Annotated in this window: 20 protein-coding genes and 2 tRNA genes; 9 read left to right on the top strand and 13 right to left on the bottom strand. The window is 73.7% G+C overall.

Annotation, left to right across the window (positions count from 1 at the left end):
* Positions 1–12 precede the first annotated feature (12 nt).
* From CEQ11_RS10920 to CEQ11_RS10895, 6 genes are all read left to right on the top strand, one after another.
* A tRNA-Thr gene (locus CEQ11_RS10920) sits at positions 13–84 on the top strand.
* Between the two features lie 62 nt (positions 85–146).
* Positions 147–220, top strand: a tRNA-Met gene (locus CEQ11_RS10915).
* Positions 221–448: 228 nt separating this feature from the next.
* A complete protein-coding gene (locus CEQ11_RS10910; RefSeq protein ID WP_087133813.1) occupies positions 449–751 on the top strand; it encodes a hypothetical protein in 303 nt (100 codons plus the stop codon).
* 41 nt (positions 752–792) lie between these two features.
* Positions 793–1,254: a MaoC family dehydratase N-terminal domain-containing protein gene (locus CEQ11_RS10905; protein ID WP_067188515.1), complete on the top strand. Its 462-nt coding sequence runs from the start codon at positions 793–795 to the stop codon at positions 1,252–1,254.
* Positions 1,251–1,769 (top strand): MaoC/PaaZ C-terminal domain-containing protein, encoded by a 519-nt coding sequence (locus CEQ11_RS10900; protein ID WP_087133812.1) that lies wholly within the window; start codon positions 1,251–1,253, stop codon positions 1,767–1,769. The genes CEQ11_RS10905 and CEQ11_RS10900 overlap by 4 nt, the downstream gene beginning before the upstream one ends.
* Positions 1,766–2,938: a UDP-N-acetylmuramate dehydrogenase gene (locus CEQ11_RS10895; RefSeq protein WP_067188510.1), complete on the top strand. Its 1,173-nt coding sequence runs from the start codon at positions 1,766–1,768 to the stop codon at positions 2,936–2,938. The genes CEQ11_RS10900 and CEQ11_RS10895 overlap by 4 nt, the downstream gene beginning before the upstream one ends.
* 305 nt (positions 2,939–3,243) lie before the next feature.
* On the opposite strand, the gene asd is transcribed toward CEQ11_RS10895, so the two are convergent.
* The 10 genes from asd to CEQ11_RS13360 form a co-directional block, all read right to left on the bottom strand.
* Positions 3,244–4,419: an aspartate-semialdehyde dehydrogenase gene (gene asd / locus CEQ11_RS10890; protein WP_067188508.1), complete on the bottom strand. Its 1,176-nt coding sequence runs from the start codon at positions 4,417–4,419 to the stop codon at positions 3,244–3,246.
* Positions 4,420–4,435: 16 nt separating this feature from the next.
* The gene (locus CEQ11_RS10885) at positions 4,436–4,672 is read right to left on the bottom strand and encodes an NF038396 family protein (protein ID WP_067188506.1); all 237 of its coding nucleotides are present in this window, start codon (positions 4,670–4,672) and stop codon (positions 4,436–4,438) included.
* Between the two features lie 60 nt (positions 4,673–4,732).
* Positions 4,733–5,257 (bottom strand): dihydrofolate reductase, encoded by a 525-nt coding sequence (locus CEQ11_RS10880; protein ID WP_083315176.1) that lies wholly within the window; start codon positions 5,255–5,257, stop codon positions 4,733–4,735.
* 104 nt (positions 5,258–5,361) lie between these two features.
* On the bottom strand, positions 5,362–6,183 hold the full coding sequence (locus CEQ11_RS10875) for a thymidylate synthase (RefSeq protein WP_088478611.1): 822 nt from the start codon (positions 6,181–6,183) through the stop codon (positions 5,362–5,364).
* A 64-nt stretch (positions 6,184–6,247) separates the two neighbouring features.
* Positions 6,248–6,643 (bottom strand): GntR family transcriptional regulator, encoded by a 396-nt coding sequence (locus CEQ11_RS10870; protein ID WP_067188501.1) that lies wholly within the window; start codon positions 6,641–6,643, stop codon positions 6,248–6,250.
* Positions 6,640–8,388 (bottom strand): hypothetical protein, encoded by a 1,749-nt coding sequence (locus CEQ11_RS10865; RefSeq protein ID WP_088478610.1) that lies wholly within the window; start codon positions 8,386–8,388, stop codon positions 6,640–6,642. Before CEQ11_RS10865 ends, CEQ11_RS10870 begins: the two co-directional genes overlap by 4 nt.
* Positions 8,389–8,559: 171 nt before the next feature.
* On the bottom strand, positions 8,560–8,916 hold the full coding sequence (locus CEQ11_RS10860) for a GNAT family N-acetyltransferase (protein WP_067188497.1): 357 nt from the start codon (positions 8,914–8,916) through the stop codon (positions 8,560–8,562).
* 135 nt (positions 8,917–9,051) lie between these two features.
* A complete protein-coding gene (locus CEQ11_RS10855) occupies positions 9,052–10,062 on the bottom strand; it encodes an NUDIX hydrolase (RefSeq protein WP_070637537.1) in 1,011 nt (336 codons plus the stop codon).
* 95 nt (positions 10,063–10,157) lie between these two features.
* The gene (mshD, locus tag CEQ11_RS10850; RefSeq protein ID WP_067188490.1) at positions 10,158–11,075 is read right to left on the bottom strand and encodes a mycothiol synthase; all 918 of its coding nucleotides are present in this window, start codon (positions 11,073–11,075) and stop codon (positions 10,158–10,160) included.
* 21 nt (positions 11,076–11,096) lie between these two features.
* On the bottom strand, positions 11,097–11,771 hold the full coding sequence (locus CEQ11_RS13360; RefSeq protein WP_281251967.1) for a winged helix-turn-helix domain-containing protein: 675 nt from the start codon (positions 11,769–11,771) through the stop codon (positions 11,097–11,099).
* A gap of 154 nt (positions 11,772–11,925) precedes the next feature.
* On the opposite strand from CEQ11_RS13360, the gene CEQ11_RS10840 reads away from it, so the two are divergent.
* The 3 genes from CEQ11_RS10840 to CEQ11_RS10830 all read left to right on the top strand — a co-directional run bounded on the left by CEQ11_RS10840 (position 11,926) and on the right by CEQ11_RS10830 (position 14,763).
* Positions 11,926–12,738 (top strand): hypothetical protein, encoded by an 813-nt coding sequence (locus tag CEQ11_RS10840; protein ID WP_227718849.1) that lies wholly within the window; start codon positions 11,926–11,928, stop codon positions 12,736–12,738.
* Positions 12,739–12,946: 208 nt separating this feature from the next.
* Positions 12,947–13,594 (top strand): FABP family protein, encoded by a 648-nt coding sequence (locus CEQ11_RS10835; RefSeq protein ID WP_088478609.1) that lies wholly within the window; start codon positions 12,947–12,949, stop codon positions 13,592–13,594.
* Positions 13,594–14,763 carry a folate-binding protein YgfZ gene (locus tag CEQ11_RS10830; RefSeq protein ID WP_087133803.1) on the top strand — a complete coding sequence of 390 codons (1,170 nt, stop codon included), beginning with the start codon at positions 13,594–13,596 and terminating at the stop codon, positions 14,761–14,763. The genes CEQ11_RS10835 and CEQ11_RS10830 overlap by 1 nt, the downstream gene beginning before the upstream one ends.
* A gap of 68 nt (positions 14,764–14,831) precedes the next feature.
* Here CEQ11_RS10830 and CEQ11_RS10825 read toward each other — a convergent pair whose 3' ends face one another.
* From CEQ11_RS10825 to CEQ11_RS10815, 3 genes are all read right to left on the bottom strand, one after another.
* Positions 14,832–15,677, bottom strand: a complete 846-nt coding sequence (locus tag CEQ11_RS10825; protein WP_088478608.1) for a hypothetical protein — start codon at positions 15,675–15,677, stop codon at positions 14,832–14,834.
* 8 nt (positions 15,678–15,685) lie between these two features.
* On the bottom strand, positions 15,686–16,717 hold the full coding sequence (locus tag CEQ11_RS10820) for a 6-phosphofructokinase (protein ID WP_088478607.1): 1,032 nt from the start codon (positions 16,715–16,717) through the stop codon (positions 15,686–15,688).
* Between the two features lie 181 nt (positions 16,718–16,898).
* Entirely contained in the window at positions 16,899–18,029 is a 1,131-nt protein-coding gene (locus tag CEQ11_RS10815; protein WP_088478606.1) for a PspC domain-containing protein, read from the bottom strand.
* Positions 18,030–18,085: the final 56 nt, after the last annotated feature.

Raw genomic sequence — 18,085 nt, 5'->3', positions numbered from 1 at the left:
TTTCATCTCGTTGCCCCGATAGCTCAGTGGTAGAGCGCCATCTTGGTAAGATGGAGGTCCCGGGATCGATTCCCGGTCGGGGCTCTGACATGGGAGCCCGTTCTTTCGGCACATATCCGCTGGAAGCACGGGCGTTCTCATGTCGTGGCGGCGTAGCTCAGCTGGTTAGAGCGCACGACTCATAATCGTGAGGTCGGGGGATCGAGTCCCCCCGCCGCTACCGCATCGGAGAGGGTCCGGCCGACAGGCCGGGCCCTCTCGTCGTCTCGGGGCCTCTCGCGGTGGCCCGGGCTTTCGTGGTCTACGAGCGTCTTGGGGCCGGTTCCGGTGCTGAGGCACCCGCCCGGGCACCCCCCGGTCGCGCTCCCGGACGTCCTGCCGCGGCGGCACCCCGGGCGCAGCGCCGGTCGCCCTGCCGCGCCGGCCGGTGCCTCGTAGACTCGTGGGCATGCCCTCTTCCCAGCAGCACCGTCCGCAGTCCACCGGCATGGCCGGCATGTGGGACAACGGCTCGCACCTCTACCGCCGCCTTGTCCTGACCGGCTCGGCCCTGTTCCTCGTGGGCATCGTCCTGGCGGTCGTCGGCGCCCTGACCGAGCGGCTGCCGCTGTCCTGGACCGCGCTGGCGATCCTCGGTGCGGGCGTCCTCTGCCACCTCACCGCGCAGACGGTGCGGTTCCGGGACGCCGCCCGCAACCGTGCGGCCCGCGACGTCGCACGGAACGGTGGCGCGCGCGGTTCCCGCCGGTAGGCTGAATCAGCGCCCGCGAACCGTCAGACGAGGAGGAGCGCATGAGCGTCAACCCCGAGGCCGCCGGCCGGCAGTACCCGCCGGCCGAGCCCTACCAGGTGTCCCGTGAGGTGATCCGCGGATTCGCCGCCGCCGTGCAGGCCACGCACCCGGCCCACCACGACGTCGAGGCCGCCCGCGCCCTCGGCCACGCGGACCTGGTGGCCCCGCCGACCTTCGCCGTGGTCGTCGCCCAGCGCGCGGAGGCCGCGGTGGTGGAGGATCCGGAGGTCGGCATCGACTTCTCCCGTGTGGTCCACGCTGAGGAGCGCTTCACCCACACCCGTCCGCTGACCGCGGGGGACGAGGTCACCGCCACGGTGTCCATCGCCTCCGTGAAGCAGCTCGGCGGCAATTCCATGGTCACCACCGTCACCGAGATCGTGGACGGTGCCGGTGCCCCGCTGAGCACCGTGACCTCCACCCTGCTGGTCCGTGCGGACGACGAGGAGGCCGACGCATGAGCACCGAGAACACCGCTGCGCACGCCCAGGCCGTCCCGGCCCCGCAGCTCGAGGGCCTGGAGAAGGGCGCCGTGATCGGCACCCGCACTGTGCACCTGACCCGCGCGGACCTGGTCCGCTACGCCGGCGCGTCCGGAGACCTGAACCCGATCCACTGGTCCGAGTCCTTCGCCACGTCCGTGGGCCTGCCGGGCGTGATCGCCCACGGCATGCTCACCATGGGCACCGCGGTGCAGCTGGTCACCGACTGGGTCGGCGACCCGGCCCGGGTGGTGGACTACCAGACCCGTTTCACCGCCATGGTCCCGGTCGAGGACACCACCGGTCGGCTCGCGGAGGACGGTTCCTGCGTCCCCGGCGCCGTCCTGCAGGTCACCGGCAAGGTCGGCAAGGTCGACCCGGAGGCCGGGACCGCCCGCATCGACCTGGCGGTCACCGTCACCAGCAGCGACGACGCCCGCGCGCTCACCAAGGCGCAGGCCGTCGTCGCCCTGCCGAAGGGAGAGGCCGCGTGAGCGAGCCGACCACCAGCCGCCGCCTGGCGGACCACACCACCACCGGCGTCGGCGGTGCGGCCAGGAACTGGGTCCGCGCCGAGACCGAGGCGCAGGCCGTCCAGGCCATCACCGCCGCGGACGCCGCGGGGGAGGCCCTGTTCGTCCTGGGCGGAGGCTCCAACACCCTGATGGCGGACGCCGGCTTCGACGGCACCGTGGTGCAGATGGCCTTCACCGGCATCGAGGTCCTCTCCGGGGACGCGGATGCCGGTGCCGAGGGCACCGCCGTGGTCGTGCGCATCGCCGCGGGCCACGTGTGGGATGACGCCGTCGCCTGGTCCGTGCAGCACGAGCTGGCGGGCATCGAGGCCCTGTCCGGCATCCCGGGATCGGCCGGCGCCACCCCGGTGCAGAACGTCGGCGCCTACGGCGCGGACATCTCCCAGGTGCTGCGCTCCGTCCGGGCCCTGGACCGCGAGTCCGGGCAGGTCGTGGAGCTCGGCGCCGAGGACCTGCGCTTCGGCTACCGCGACTCCATCATCAAGCGCTCCATGACCGCCGGCGGCGCCCCGTCCCCGCGCTGGATCGTGCTGTCCATCGACCTGGAGCTGCTGCGTGCCGCCCACGGCGCCGAGGCCACGGCCCCGGTCCGCTACGGCCAGCTCGCCAAGGCCCTGGACGTGGAGGAGGGCACCCACGCCCCGCTGGCGACCGTGCGCGAGAACGTGCTGGCACTGCGCGGCTCCAAGGGCATGGTGTCCGACCCCGCGGACCGGGACACCTGGTCCACCGGTTCCTACTTCACCAATCCGATCGTCCCGGCCTCCGTGCGCGCTCGCCTGCCGGAGGGAGCCCCGGCGTTCGGCGTCGGCCACGCCGAGGACGGCACCGAACTGGTCAAGCTCTCCGCCGCCTGGCTGATCGACCACGCCGGATTCAAGAAGGGCTTCGGCCTGCCGGACGTCGTCCCCGGCGAGGGCGAGGTGGACGGCCGCGGCGCGGACGGGCGGGGCCTGGCCGGCGGCCGTGCCTCCCTGTCCACGAAGCACACCCTGGCGATCACCAACCGCGGGGACGCCTCCACCGAGGACATCCTCACGATCGCCCGCACCGTTCGGGACGGTGTGAAGGAGCGCTTCGGCGTCGAGCTGCACGCCGAACCGATGATCATCGGCACCTCCCTCTGAACCCCCGCCCTGCGCCGAACCAGAAGCTTCGGCTGCTTCGACCGTGCCTGAAGGGGCCAGAGTCTCTGGTTCGGCGAGCCAGAGGGTTCGGCTGCTTCGAGCGCGCCCGAAGGGGCCAGAGTCTCTGGTTCGGCGAGCCAGAGGGTTTGGTGGGTTCAGCGTCGCCTGAAGGGGCCAGAGTCTCTGGTTCGGCGAGCCAGAGGGTTCGGCGCCCACGGCGTACCCGCGACGACGGCCGGTCGCCTTCCGCGGAAGGTGACCGGCCGTCGTCGTCCCTTCGGATGGACGCTCCGGTGCGGGGAGCGTCAGAGGTTGCCGGTGGCGATCATCAGCATGCGGCGCAGCGGCTCGGCGGCACCCCACAGGAGCTGGTCGCCCACGGTGAAGGCGGACAGGTACTCGGGGCCCATGGTGAGCTTGCGGAGGCGTCCCACGGGGATCCGGAGCGTGCCGGTGGCCGCGACCGGGGTCAGCTCGGCCACGGTGGACTCCTTGTCGTTCGGGACGACGCTGGCCCACTCGGTGCCCTCGGCGATGATCTGCTCGACCTCGTCCAGCGGGACGTCCTTCGTGAGCTTCAGGGTGAGGGCCTGGGAGTGCGAGCGCATGGCGCCCACGCGCACGCAGAGGGAGTCGAAGGGGATGCGATCCGCGCCGGTGCGGCCGAGGACCTTGTTGGTCTCGTCGTAGGCCTTGAGCTCCTCGCGGGAGGTGCCGTTGCCCAGGTCCGAGTCGATCCAGGGAATGAGCGAGCCGCCGAGCGGGACACCGAACTGGCTGGCGTCCAGGCGGCCGGAGCGCTGCAGCTCGATCACCTTCCGGTCGATCTCGAGGATCGCGGAGGCCGGGTCCTCCAGCTCTCCGGCGACCTCGCCGTGCAGGGCGCCGAACTGGTTCAGCAGCTCGCGCATGTGGCGGGCGCCCCCGCCGGAGGCCGCCTGGTAGGTCATGGCCGTGCCCCACTCCACGAGGCCGGCGGTGAACAGGCCGCCCAGGCCCATGAGCATGCAGGAGACGGTGCAGTTGCCGCCCACGAAGTCCTTGGTGCCCGCCTCCAGGGCGGCGTCGACCACGGAACGGTTCACCGGGTCCAGGACGATCACCGCGTCGTCCTCCATGCGGAGGGTGGAGGCCGCGTCGATCCAGAGGCCGTCCCAGCCGGCGGCGCGGAGCGTGCCGTGCACGGCCTTGGTGTAGTCGCCGCCCTGGGTGCTGACGATGATCGGCAGGGCCTTGAGCGCCTCGACGTCATAGGCATCCTTGAGGGTGCCGGGGTCCCCGTCCATGCCGGCGAAGGCCGGGGCGGTGCCGCCGGCGTTCGACGTGGAGAAGAACACCGGGTGGATGCGGGCGAAGTCGCCCTCCTCGGCCATGCGTTGCATGAGGACGGATCCCACCATGCCGCGCCAGCCCACCAGGCCCACGGCGGGCAGGGCGGCGGCATCGGCGGGGGCTGCGGCGGTCTGTGCGTGGACGGTCATGCCTCCACCGTATCCGTCAGTCCCGCGGGCGGCGTCGGCGCGTCCACACGATAAGACCGCCGATGGCGAAGGCCTGGGTGAGGACCAGCAGGAAAACCAGGCCGCCGAGGATGTGGCCCTGGACCACGAGGATCAGGCCGAAGACGGCGGAGACGAGCGCCAGGATCGGGAAGGCGATCAGCGCGAGGAAGGACAGCATGTCCTTGTCGAAGAACGGCTTGGGGTCGTTCTGGGAGGTCGGGGTGGGGCTCATGGATGCTCCTTCTCGACGGGGTGCACGGACGGAATGCGGAGAGCAGACGTGACGTCCGGCTCAGGCCGGGCGCTCCCAGCGCTCGAAGCGGTAGCGCAGGCCCTCGGCGGAGGTGTGCCAGCCGTCCGGGGACGGGTCGGCCTGCGTGAGTCTCCAGCGGGCGTCCAGGGCGGGGGCATGGGCATCGCCGGAGACGTCCGTGTCGATCACGGTGACCTCGGCGAGGGTGGCCACGTCCAGGGCCTGTTCGTACAGGGTGGCGCCGCCGATGACCCAGACCAGGTCCAGGCCGTCGGCCTCGGAGGCCGCGTGCAGACCCGCCCCGAAGTCTGCGGCCACCACGGCGCCGGTGGCGCGCACGGCGTCCCCGGCGGCCTCGTCCGCGTCCAGGGTGCGGGAGACCACGATGTTCGTGCGGTCCGGCAGCGGCCGGAAGCGCTCCGGGAAGGACTCCCAGGTGCGGCGGCCCATGACCACGGGGTGGCCCAGGGTGCGGTCCTTGAAGTGCTTCAGGTCCTCCGGCAGGTGCCACGGCATGCCCCCGTCGAGGCCGATGACGCGGTCCGGGCTCTGGGCCCAGATCATGCCGATGCGGCTGGGGCTGCCGGCGGGGGAGGTGCGGTGGTGGGCGGCGTCGTTCACGGTGCTGCGGATGCTCCTGTGGTCCTGCGGGTCTCGGGGAGGGCGGCTCAGACGGCGATCGGCGCCGTGATGGTCGGGTGGTGGCGGTAGTCGACGAGCTCGATGTCCTCGTAGGCGTAGTCGAAGATCGACTCGGGGCGGCGGGTCAGGCGCAGCCGCGGGTACGGGTAGGGCTCGCGGCTCAGCTGCTCGCGGACCTGGTCCACATGGTTGGCGTAGATATGGCAGTCGCCTCCGGTCCACACGAACTCGCCGGGGCGCAGGCCGGTCTGCTCCGCCATCATCACGGTGAGCAGGGCGTAGGAGGCGATGTTGAACGGGACCCCGAGGAAGAGGTCCGCCGAGCGCTGGTAGAGCTGGCAGGACAGCCGTCCGGGGCCGCCGTCCTGCGCCGGCTCCACGTAGAACTGGAAGAGCGCGTGGCACGGGGGCAGGGCCATGTCCTCCACCTCGGCGGGGTTCCAGGCGGTGACGATGTGCCGGCGTGAGTCCGGGTTCGTCCGCAGTGACTCCACGACCTTCGCGATCTGGTCGATGCTCCCACCGTCCGGCGTGGGCCAGGAGCGCCACTGGACGCCGTAGACCGGGCCGAGGTCACCGTTCTCGTCCGCCCACTCGTTCCAGATCCGCACGCCGCGCTCCTGCAGCCAACGGACGTTGGAGTCGCCGCGGAGGAACCACAGCAGCTCGAGCGCCACGGACTTGAAGTGGACGCGCTTGGTGGTGATCAGCGGGAAGGAGTCGGCCAGGTCGAAGCGCAGCTGCCGGCCGAACACGCTGTGCGTGCCGGTGCCGGTGCGGTCGCCCTTGACGGAGCCGTCTGCCAGCACCTCGGCGAGCAGGTCCTCGTAGGGGGTCGGAATGGTCACCGGTCCATCGTAGCGAGTCCGCAGAATCGGCTGATTCCGGCGGTTCCGGGAACCCTGGAGGCCTTCAGCCCCAGGCGCGCCCGGCCTCCCGCTCCCAGCGGCTCCGGTCCCAGCCGGCGCCGCGGGCCAGGGCGGAGGCCTGGCGCAGCGCGGCCACCACGGCCGCCGCCTCGGTGGCGGGCGCGTCCTCGGCGATCACGGTGCCGCGGCGTCCTGCGGTGACCACCACGCCGGCGGCCTCGAGCTCTTTGTAGGCGCGGGCCACGGTGCCGGGGGCGATGCCCAGGTCCGCGGCCAGGGCGCGCACCGAGGGCAGCCGGGTGCCCGGCGGCAGTGCCCCGGAGGAGGCGGCCACCGAGATCTGCCGACGCACCTGCTCGTAGGGCGGCGTCGCGGACTCCAGGTCGATGGCGATCTCGGCCGGGCCGGCCGGCGGCTGTGGGGAGACGGGGTGGCTCATCGGCGCGCCTCCGCTCCCGCGGCCACCGGCCCTCCGGTCGCCTCGGGCCTTCCCGACGACGGCCGGTGGCCTCCGTCCTCTGGTCCGTCCGAGCCGTCGGCCGGGTCCTGGGCGTCGCCGATCGGACGGAGCAGGGAGGTGCTGGGGAGCAGGGCGGGGATGACGGCGAGGAGGTACAGCAGCGGGGCGACGGACTTGGACATCACCAGCTGGCCGACGGCGGTGGCGAAGACCATCAGCATGCCGGTGGTGCCGATGCCGACCATGCGGTCCGCGGTGCGGCGGCGCATGCGGCGGTCCATGAGCGCGGAGGTGCGGGTCAGCGGGTGGCGGCGGAGGCAGACCCGCACGCCGATCGCGGTGAGTACCCCGATCACCAGGAGGGCGGACAGCACGGCGACGGCCAGCGGGACTGCGTCGACGCCGACGCGGGCGAGGGCGCGCTCCTGCCGGACGGCCCAGCCGGCGGCCACGAGGCCGGCCGTGGCGACGACGCCGAAGAGCACGACGCGCCAGGTGGAGGCGCGGACGCCGTGGGTGCGGGCGGTGGCGGTGCGGTCGGTGTGTTTCATGCGCAGCACGAACTCGGCCAGCAGGTAGCCGACCCAGAGCACGGACAGGGGGGCGAACGCCGCCAGCACAAAGAGGGCGGGCGACCCGACGGCGGAGCCCTCCAGGGAGGCCTGCATCGGCAGCACGAACATCGCCACCGTCGTCAGCGCGGCGAGCGGGAGGACGACCGCGGCGGCCGTGTGGCGCAGCTGGATGACATCGCTCAGGGTGCCGGGGCCGCGGGGGACCTCCACCCATTCCCCGGTGGCGTCCTCGTACACGTGGTGCGCCGCGTCCTGACGGAGCACCCTCACCTGGGGCGAGGTCCACACGAGCATCGCCAGGGCCACAGCGAAGACCGCGGCCAGCGACCAGACGGTGAAGGGCCCCATCCGGTTCGGCTCCTGGGACCCGAAGGCGTTGTCCACGGCGACGGGCACGGAGAGAAGGACGACGGTCAGAGTGCGCAGGATGCGGTTGACGGCCACGTGCCGGACGGCGTCGTCCTGGGCCGGGGTGAGCCCTGAGAGGGAGCGCCGGCGGACGACGGCGGCGACCGCCAGTGCGCAGCAGAGGCAGGCCAGGAGCACGAATCCGAGCAGCCACGGGGTCACCAGCGCGCCGCTGCGCACACCCGGGTCCCGCACGAAGGTCTCGGACATCCCGTCCGGGCCGCTGACGCCCGTGTCGGCCGTCGTCAGCGGCCGGCCGTCGGTGGGCAGGAGCATCAGGGCGGCGGCCACGGAGACCAGTGCGACCACGCCGGTGACGATCGTCAGACGGGGTGGGAGGTACTCCCGCCAGGACCGAGCGGTGAGGCGTGCGCTGCGGGTGGGGGCGACCGGGGTCGGCCAGGTGCGCTGGGCGATCCAGTAGACCACTGGCAGCCAGAGGACGGGGGCCAGGGCGTTGAAGCCGACGTCGAACGGCACCGCGGACACCGGGAAGGCGCCTGGGCCGGCAGGGGCGTCGGATGCTCCCGCGGCCCAGGGCGGATCCTCGACGAACACCAGGCTCGTCAGTCCTGAGCCGGTGGCGGCGAACAGGGCGATGAGCGCCGTCACCATGCCGTGGGAGCGGGCGGCCTGGAGCGGGTCGCGCTGCGCGCTGTTGGTGAACAGGCGGATCACCGCGTAGACGACGGCGATCGACACGGCGACCCCGAACAGCGAGGTCAGCAGGAACAGCTGCATGGTCGGTCACTCCCTCCGGTCTGCGGCGCCCCGTCGACGCCACCTTGTTATGTATCAATGTATCAACACATTGATACATGCGGAAGGGGGCGGGGCGTCACGGTCCGGACACGACGATGGCCGCGCACACAGCCAAGGTGCGCGGCCGTCGTCGCGGAGGCAGCCGAGGACTCAGCCCTCGTAGACGAGCTCGCGGAACTCCGGGTAGCGCGCCAGGTACTGCTGCACGTAGGTGCACTCCGGGACGATCTGTTCGCCCTCGGCGGCCAGCCGTTGCAGGACCATCGTCACCAGGGCGCGGGCGTAGCCCTTCCGGCCGTAGGCCTCGTCGATGATCGTGTGCTGCAGGCGCACCACGGTGCGGGCCTGGCCCTGGGCGTCGTCTTCGGCGGGGATCTCGTCCACGGTGTAGCCCTCGAAGCCGATGAAGGTGTCGTCCTGGCGCAGCTCGAAGCGGCCGCGGTCCGGGTCGCGTGTCAGCTTCAGGCGGTCGTGGACGATCAGTTCGGGGCGGTTCACGGTGTCCATGCGTGAAGACTAGACCGCCTGTGACGCGCGACTCAACGGTCGGCGGCACGCCGGCGGCCACCACGCCGGGCCGCCCGGAGGCGCCGCGGCCCCGTCAACCGTCCGCCGGCGGCCACCACGCCGGACGGTGTCCCGTCAACCGTCCGCCGGGTCGTAGCACTCCAGTGCCACCACGCGGCCGCCCTGGTTCAGGCCCTGGTGCGCCACCAGCACGCCGCCGGGGCGCAGGTACGGGTCCTCGGCGGGCAGGGCCTTGAGTACGTCCGGGTGCGCGGTGATCGCCTCGATCTCCTGCAGCAGCTCCGGCAGCACGGGTCGGTGGGAGCACACCACCAGGGCGCGGCGCTTCTCCAGCAGGCCACGCATCACGCGCCGGGTCTTCTTCGGGTTGTCCTTGGCGCCGGCCTCCGTGAGGGAGGCCTTGTACTTCACGGGCAGGCGGGTGTCCTTCACCAGCGGTGCGAGCGTCTCCACGCAGCGGCGCCACGGGGAGGAGAACAGCTTCTCCGGGGCCCAGGCGGTCAGGAGCCGCCGGTCGGCCAGCGCCTGACGGCGGCCGGTGGCGGCGAGCGGCCGGTCCTCCTCGGCGCGGGACCAGGAGGAGCGGGGCTTGGCCTTGGCATGCCGGAGCAGCACCAGGGGGACGGTGCGCAGGCGGCGCTCGCCGTAGGCTGCCTCGAGGGCGTCCAGCGGCTGACGGTCCGTGGCGTTGGTGAGCAGACGGCGCGCGGCTGCAGGGGAGACCCAGCGCAGCTCGTCCACCTCGTCTCCGTCGGCCTGGCCCTTCTGCCGGCCGGCTTCGGCGGCCCAGTACCAGACCTCCTTGGGGCGGGTTCCGGGCTTGCCGCCGCGGTTCTTGACCTCGTAGCGGGTCACGGCCAGCGGGATGCCCAGGGCCACGCGCAGGCCGGTCTCCTCTCGGACCTCGCGGACGGCGCACTCCGGCAGCGTCTCCCCGGGGTCGAGCTTGCCCTTCGGCCAGGACCAGTCGTCGTAGCGGGGGCGGTGGATGACCATGACCTCGAGGCCGCTCGGGCCGGTCCGCCAGGGCAGGACACCGGCGGCCAGCACCTCGGCCCGGGGCGCGGGAACGTGGTGTCCCACGGTGGCGCGCGCGGCGGTGAGGGCGGTCTGCGACGTCGGCATGGTGCTCCGTTCGGTCTGCGGGCGGTCCCGGGCGTGGAATCCTACGACGGCCTGGGCCACGGAACCGTCGGCTCAAGGATAGTGGCGAGAGGCGCTCAGACGCGCCGGTACTGCGCGTCCGCGGCGTCGAGCACGAAGCCGAGCTTCTCGTAGAGGCGGACGGCGGCGGTGTTGTCCGCGTCCACGTAGAGGTCCACGCGCCGGGCGCCGCCGTCCCGCATGTGGACCAGGCCCGCCACGGTGAGTGCGCGGCCCAGGCCCAGGCCCTGCGCGTCCGGGGAGACGCCGACGGCGTAGACCTCGCCGACCGTGCCGTCGCCCTCGGCCTTGGTCCAGTGGTAGCCGAGCAGGGTGCCGTCCGCCTCGCGCTCGGCCAGCAGGAAGCCGGCGGCGTCGAACCAGTCCTCGCTGCGGCGGTCCTCCAGGTCGGCCTGCGTCAGCGAGCCCTGCTCCGGATGGTCCGCGAAGGCGGCGGCGTTGAGCTCGAGCCAGGCGGCGTCGTCCGTGCCGGGGACGTAGGGGCGCAGCCGCACGCCCTCCGGCAGCTCCGGGGCGGTCAGCGGAGCGAGGACGGACGAGTCCACGGCCATCCGGCGCAGCTCGCGCACCGGAGTCAGCCCGTGGGCGGCGGCCAGCTCGGCCGCCCCCGGCAGCATCCCGTGGGCCCAGACGCTCACCGCCTCCTGCAGTCCCCTCTGCTCCACGACGACGGCCGCCTCCCCGGCCAGCGCCGTCGCCACGCCGCGGCGGCGGGCGTCGGGGTGCACGACCAGCTCCAGGACCGCGCCCTCGCCTTCGGGGGCCAGGACGGCGGCGCCGTCCGGTGCCTCGTCGGGTCCGGTCAGGAGCACGGCCAGCGCGGTGCCGCGCTGCACGTGCACGCGGGTCTGGTCGGACAGCGGGGGATGCCCGTCGGCGGCGCGGGCCGCGTCGGCCAGGGCGAGCACCGCGGCGGCGGGCACGTGGCCGGGGTCGGTCAGGACACGGACGTCGGGCACGGAGGGGTCGGTCATGCCCTCCACACTACGTGCGGTTCAGGCGGTGCGGGCGTCGAAGCGGTAGCCGACGTTGCGCACTGTGCTGATCAGTTGCTCGTGGTCCGGGCCGAGCTTGGCGCGCAGGCGGCGGACGTGCACGTCCACGGTGCGGGTGCCGCCGAAGTAGTCGTAGCCCCAGACCTCCTGCAGCAGCTGCTCGCGGCTGAAGACGCGGCCCGGATGCTGGGCCAGGAACTTCAGCAGCTCGAACTCCTTGTAGGTGAGGTTCAGCGGCTGCCCGTGGACGCGGGCGGTGTAGCCGGCGGCGTCCACCACCAGGTCCGCGGCGCGGATCTCGTCCGGCTCGTGCCCTCCCTGCGGCCCGCTGCGCGCCGTGGCCAGGCGCAGGCGTGCCTCCACCTCCGCCGGGCCGGCGGTGGTGAGCAGGATGTCGGCGACCTGCCAGCGGGCGGAGACGGCGCTCAGGCCGGCGTCGTGGAACACGGCCACCACGGGCAGGTGGGCGGCCAGCGCCGCGAGGTCCGTGCAGACGGTGCGGGCGCCGGACAGGTCCGTACGGGCGTCCACGAAGACGGCGTCCGCCGCGGGGACGCCTGCGGCGGCCGAGGCGCGGCGGGGACGCGCGGTGACGGTGTGGCCGAGCAGGTCCAGGTGCTCGGTGAGGTCGCCGAGTCCGTCTTCCGCATCGGTGAGCAGCACCACATGCGCCACGGCCGCACTCCCTTCGCTCCTGGACACCGGTTCGCGGACACCGCATGCCGAATGTCCGGTGACACTGTACGTCCGCCCGCAGCGGCGGTGCCCACCGTGTCCACTGGCGTGACGCTCGGCGGTGGCCCCGCGACCTGGCAGGATGGGGGCTGTGATGAGACTGTCGATGGCCCTGGCCGCCGCCCTCGCGGCGGTCGTGCTCAGCGCGGCCGCGTTCGTGGGACCCCTCGCGGTCTCCGCCGTCGCCATCGTGGTGATCCTCGTGATCGCCTGGGGATGGCCCCGTCAGCTCGGGTCCCCGGCCCGGATCTCCCTGTCCGTCACCTTGGCGGTCGTCGGCCTCGTGAGCCTGGGCCTCACCCTGCTCTGGGGCCACGTCGGCCTCGGCGAGCCGGAGAAGGGCGCGCTCGGCCTCTTCCAGCCGATGGCCGTCGTGGCGGGCTGGGGCGTGATCGCGGCGTTCATGGTCCAGCTCTTCCGCGGGACCGGACGGCCGCTGCGCCTCGAGTCCACCGTGGCCACCATGGGCGGCGTCATGATCGTGGTGATGACCTCCGGCTGGGCCGCGCTGGCCCAGTGGAACGCCCTGCCGCTCGCCCCCATCCTGCTGCTCAGCATCGGCGCCACCGTCGCCCTGGTGTCCCTGCTCGGCCTGACACCCTGGATGCAGGGCCGTCCGGGCACCCTGGCGGCCGTGCTCATCCCGCTGTCCGTGCTGATCGCCGTGGCGTCGGGCCTGGTCCTGGACGCCGAGCCGCGCAAGCTTGCGATCGCGGCCGTCGCGGCACTGGCCTCCAGCACCCTGGTCGCGCTCACCGCGGCCACCGCGCCGTCTGCGAAGCCGCGTCCCGAGGACCGTCCCGTGGCCACCACCCTGCGTCCGCGGCGGGCCGGCTTCGCCCTGGCGATGGCACCCGTCGGCGCTGCCGGCGTCATCGGCCACGTCATCCTCGCGCTCCTGGGCTGATCGAGGCGAGGAGGGCGGCTAGACTGGCCGCCATGGACAACCTTCTTGCACTCGAGATCTTCTTCCTGGGCCTGGTGGGCCTCGCCTCCCTGGGCATGGCCGGCGTGGCCGCCCTGGTCATCGGCGGCCTCTTCAAGGGCCAGCGCTGAGGTCCCCGTGCGGCCGGGATCCGGCCGCACGGTGACCTGAACGCGAGACCGACGTCTCCATGGCCACCGAGCTCCCGTACGACCTCACCCCCGAACTCGCTCCGCTCTCCTGGCTCATCGGCTCCTGGGAGGGGCAGGGGCGCCTCGGCGACGGCGCCGACGGGACCGAGATCTTCTACCAGCGCGTCGACTTCACGGAGTACGGCCTGCCGTTCTTGGAGTACCGCGCCGAGTCCTGGATCTGCGAGGAGGACGGCACCCTGCTGCGCCCGCTGACCGTCGAGTCCGGGTTCTGGCAGGTGGACCGCCCCCGCCGCGACGGCGACGTCGGCCCCGGCATGGTCCCGGCCGACGTGGTCCCCGCCTACCGTTCCGCCGAGGACGTCGAGTCCCTGCGCGGCGAGGACGAGGCCTTCGGCCTGACCGCCACCATCACGCACCCCGGCTCCATGTCCGAGCTGTACTACGGCCGCATCAAGGGCCCGCAGCTGCAGCTCGCCACGGACGCGGTGCTGCGCGGCTCGGCCGCCGGCGACTACCACCGTGCCACCCGCATGGCGGGCCTCGTGAACAACCAGCTCTTCTGGCGCTGGGACACCGCGGCCGCCGAGGAGCACGACCTCGAGGCCCACGCCTCCGCGATCCTCGACCGCATGCCGGACCGCTCCGAGGGTCGCCTGTCCCCGCACGCGAAGCGTCCACGCTGATGTCCGCCGCCGCGTATCGCAGCCCGCTCCTGCAGCCTCCGCTGTCCGCGGCGGAGGGCCCCGCCGCCGGTGCCGTCGAGGGCGAGAGGCCCGACGCCGGCGTCGCCGCGCACTACGGCGCCCCGCTGCGCGAACAGCGCGCGCTGGACCGCGGCAGGGCACTGGTGGACCTGTCCCACCGCGCCGTCCTGTCCGTCTCCGGGCCCGACCGGCTGGAGTGGCTGCACACCCTGACCACCCAGCACCTGTCCCAGGCGCGGCCCGGCACCAGCACGGAGGCCCTCTTCCTGGACGCCAACGGCCGCATCGAGCACGGCGTCCACCTGCTCGAGGACGGCGCCGCCTGCTGGCTCACCCTGGACAGGGCGGACGAGCAGGCGCTGCTGGACTGGCTGACGCGCATGCGCTTCGCCCACGAGGTCACGCTGCGCCGCCACACCGGCACCGTCGCCGTCGTGGGCGCCACCGCGGCCGTCCCGGGCTGGGAGGACCGCACCGTGTGGATCGACCCGTGGCCCGAGGTCGCCCCGGGCGGCTGGGCCTACTCCGGCCCCGACCATCCCGGCGAGGACTGGTCCTGGCGCGAGTACCTCGTGACCCGGGACGACCTCCTCGCCACCGCCGCCCGCCTCGGCGAGGGGGAGCTGGCAGGCTGGTCCCTGGCCGGCACGTCGGCCGCCGAGGCCCTGCGCATCGCCGCAGGCCGCCCCCGCCCGTCCGTGGACGCGGACGCCAAGGCGCTGCCGCACGAGCTGGACCTGCTGCGCACGGCCGTGCACCTGGAGAAGGGGTGCTACCGCGGTCAGGAGACCATTGCCCGGGTGCACAACCTCGGGCGTCCGCCGCGCCGTCTCGTGCAGCTGCTGATGGACGGCTCCGGCCATGCCTTCCCGGCCCCCGGGGCGCCGGTGATCGTGCGGCCCGAGCCGGACACCGAGGAGGCCCGCGCCGCCGCCCGCCCGGTGGGCGTGCTGACCTCCGTGGGCCAGCACCACGAGGCCGGCCACCTCGGCCTGGCCCTGGTGAAGCGCTCGGTTCCGGTGGACGCCCAGCTGATCGTCCGCGACGACTCCGAGGGCGGCGCCGGGCACGTCGCCGCGTTGCAGGAGGTCCTCGTGGCCCCGGACGCCGGGCAGGTCGTCGGCCGTCCTGACGTGCGCCGCCGCTGACCGCAGGCCGGGAGGCCGGCATGGTGTTCCGGCTGTGCCGCGCCGACCACAGGCTCAGGCGCCGCGCGTCAGGCGCCCGGCCCCCAGGTGACGGACGTCTGCGTCCCCAGCGGCTCCATGCCCACCGCCACGGCGATGTGGTGGGCCATGGTGTGTCCCTCCGGCACCCGCGCCGAGGGCACCAGCCCGTCCAGCCAGGCCGACTCCATCGCCGACGCGGCGGCATAGGTGCCCAGCCCCCTGCCGCGCAGGTGCGGCACGGTGAGCACGCCCAGGCGCGCCACGATCCCGGAGAACACGTCGTAGCCGGCGGCCGCGCAGGCCGCACCGCCGCTCCGGCCGTCCTCGACGACCGGGACGAGGGCGGCCGTGTGGTCCCACTGCGGCAGCGCGGCGGCCGTGACGTCGTCGGCAGGGCAGAGCGCCCCGACCTCCAGAGCGTGGGCGGAGTCGAAGGACACCGCGATCGACTGCGCGGGGTCCACCTCCGGCGCCTCGTCCGCGTAGTAGAGGGTGTGCTCGCCGCACGAACGCACCCCGTGCGCCGCGCCGATCCGCAGCAGTGTGGACTCGAGCGCCAGCACCTCGTCGTCCAGGTCCCGGCAGGCCGTCACGAACCACTGCGGGCCGACGACGACGGCCGCCTCGCCCAGGCGGAGGACGGTCGCCACGCGTTCGCCCTGGCCGGGCAGCACGGCCCCGTCGTCGAGGACGACCTCCACGCGCCGGGCGCAGCCCGGCGCCCCCGCCGCCCGTGCCGAGGGGGCGGCGGACGGGACGCCCGAGGCCGGGCCTGGCGAGGCCGCACCGGTGGCGGGCGAGGCGCCCAGGGTGCCGAGCCCGTCCTCGGGAAGCCCGAGGGCACGGGCCCAGGCGAGGCCGACCAGGGCGAGGGTGTGCTCCTGCAGTGCCATGGATCCGCTCAGCGGCCGAAGAGGACCCTGGCCTCCTCGTAGCGGGCGAGCGGCACCTTCTTCAGGCCGGACAGGGCGGCGGACATGGGCACGGAGATGATCTCGGTGCCGTTGGCGGCCACCATCTGGCCCCAGCGGCGCTCGGCCACGAGCTTCATGGCCTGCATGCCGAAGCGGGTGGAGAGCACACGGTCCGTGGCGGACGGGTCGCCGCCGCGCTGGATGTGGCCGAGGACGGTGGCGCGGGACTCCACACCGGTGGCCTCCTCGAGCTCGCGGGCCACCCAGTCGCCGATGCCGCCCAGGCGCGGACGGCCGTCCTTCGCGTTGCCGGCGGCGGCCAGCGGGTCGTCCTGACCCTCCGGCACGAAGCCCTCGGCCACCACCACGAGCGGGGAGCGGCCCTTGTCATGCACCTGCTTCACCCACTCGGCCACCTGGGACATCGGGGTGCGGACCTCCGGGATGAGGATCGCGTGCGCACCGGAGGCCATGCCCGAGTGCAGGGCGATCCAGCCGACGTGGCGGCCCATGACCTCGGCCACCATGCAGCGGTGGTGGGACTCGCCGGTGGTGCGCAGGCGGTCCATGGCGTCCGTGGCGATCTGCACCGCGGTGTCGAAGCCGAACGTGTAGTCCGTGGCCATCAGGTCGTTGTCGATGGTCTTCGGCACCCCGACGATCGGCAGGCCGTCCTTCGCCAGGCGGTTGGCGCCTGCCAGGGTGCCCTCGCCGCCGATGGCCACGACCGCGTCGATGCCCATCTCCTCCAGGTTCCGCTTCATGTTCTCCGGACCGCCGCCGGCCGTGTCGTACGGGTGGGTGCGGGAGGTGCCGATGATGGTGCCGCCGGTGCCGGACAGGCCCCGGACCGCCTGGCGGGGCAGCTCCACCACGTCCTTGTCGATCAGGCCGGCCCAGCCGTTGCGGATGCCGACCATCTCGAAGTCGTAGGTCTTGATGCCGTTGAGCACAGCGGCACGGATGACGGCGTTCAGGCCAGGGCAGTCGCCACCGGAGGTGAGCAGTCCGACGCGCATGGAGGAGTCCTTTCGACGGCAGGAAGGGGGACATGACGGAAGCCGCAGGTCCGGCGGCGCCCCCTGCGGAGGGGATCCGCGGCCTGCGGCTCCAGACTATCGACGCCGTGCCGGGTGCTGTCAGCGGTCCACCGGCGGTGCCGGAGATGAGAGCGCTGGCACCGGGTGGCCGGCGGACCGGTCAGGGCAGGACGATGCTCAGGTTGGCGACGACGCCGATGACGACCATGCCGACGGCGAAGACGCTGGCGGCGGACACGAGGCCGCCGCGGCGTCCGCGCAGGGCGGCGAGCAGCAGCACCGGGGCGAGGACCACGAGGGCGGCGGCGCCGCCGACGATCGTGGCACCGGCCGGCCCGAGCACCGTGCCGACGCCGGAGAAGCCGAACACCACGGAGCCGACCAGCGCGGCCAGGCAGACGACGCCGGCGGCCACGAGCGTCACGGTCTGGGCGATCGCGCCCAGCGCCGGACGCTCGGCACGGGCGGCCGCTGCGCCGCGGCCGGCGGAGGCACGCTCCGCGGCGGCCTGGCGCTCCATCTCGGCGACGCGTTCGGCGGCGCGCAGATCGCGGGAGTGCGGGCGGTCCCGCCACTGGCCGGTCTCCGGGTTGATCCACGAGGAGCGGAAGCCGGCCTCGTCCGGGGCGGACTCCTCCTGCCCGGACCGGCGGCGGGCGTCCATGTACCAGCTGGGGGAGGACGGCGCGCCTGCGGCGTCCGCGGCCCGGGACCCTGCCGAGGGGCGGCCGTCGCGGCCGGTGAAGCGCTGACGTTCGGACGCGCCGGGCGTCTTCGGCTCCCAGCAGCGGGTGAGGAGCCACCAGACGAGCAGCGCCGTGCCGGCCAGGACCGTCAGCCCCGCCAGGCCACCGCTGAAGACGAGCGTGGCCGTGAGGCCGGCACCGGAGACCAGGGACACCAGGCCGACGCCGCCCACCACGGCCACGCCCACGCCCGGGCCGGAGAAGTCGCCGCGGCGCAGCTGTGCCCAGAGCACACGTCCGTCCGGTCCCGGCAGCACCGTCCACGCCACGGCATAGGCCAGCAGCGCCAGGCCGGCCGAGAGCAGGCAGACGGCCGCGAAGACGCCGCGCACCAGCAGCGGGTCCAGACCGTACCGGGCCGCGACGCCGCCGAGGGCGCCGGAGACCCAGGACTCCTCGGACCGGCTCACGCCCCAGGAGCGCACCGGGCCGCGCAGCCAGGAAGGCAGGGCGGCCAGGCCGTCGGCGGGGCCGGTATCGGCGCCCGCGCCTGCGGCGGACGGGTCTGCGGTCGGATCGGCGTGGAAGTGCTGGTGGGAGGACATGGCTCCATCCTCCCGCGGGGCGGGGCCGGACACATCCGGGGAATCCCGGAACCCGT

The sequence above is a fragment of the Micrococcus sp. FDAARGOS_333 genome (assembly GCF_002206575.2).
Lineage (GTDB): Bacteria > Actinomycetota > Actinomycetes > Actinomycetales > Micrococcaceae > Micrococcus > Micrococcus lylae.
The sequence above is the reverse complement of the archived record's forward strand: the minus strand, read 5'-3'. Positions and strand labels throughout refer to the sequence as shown.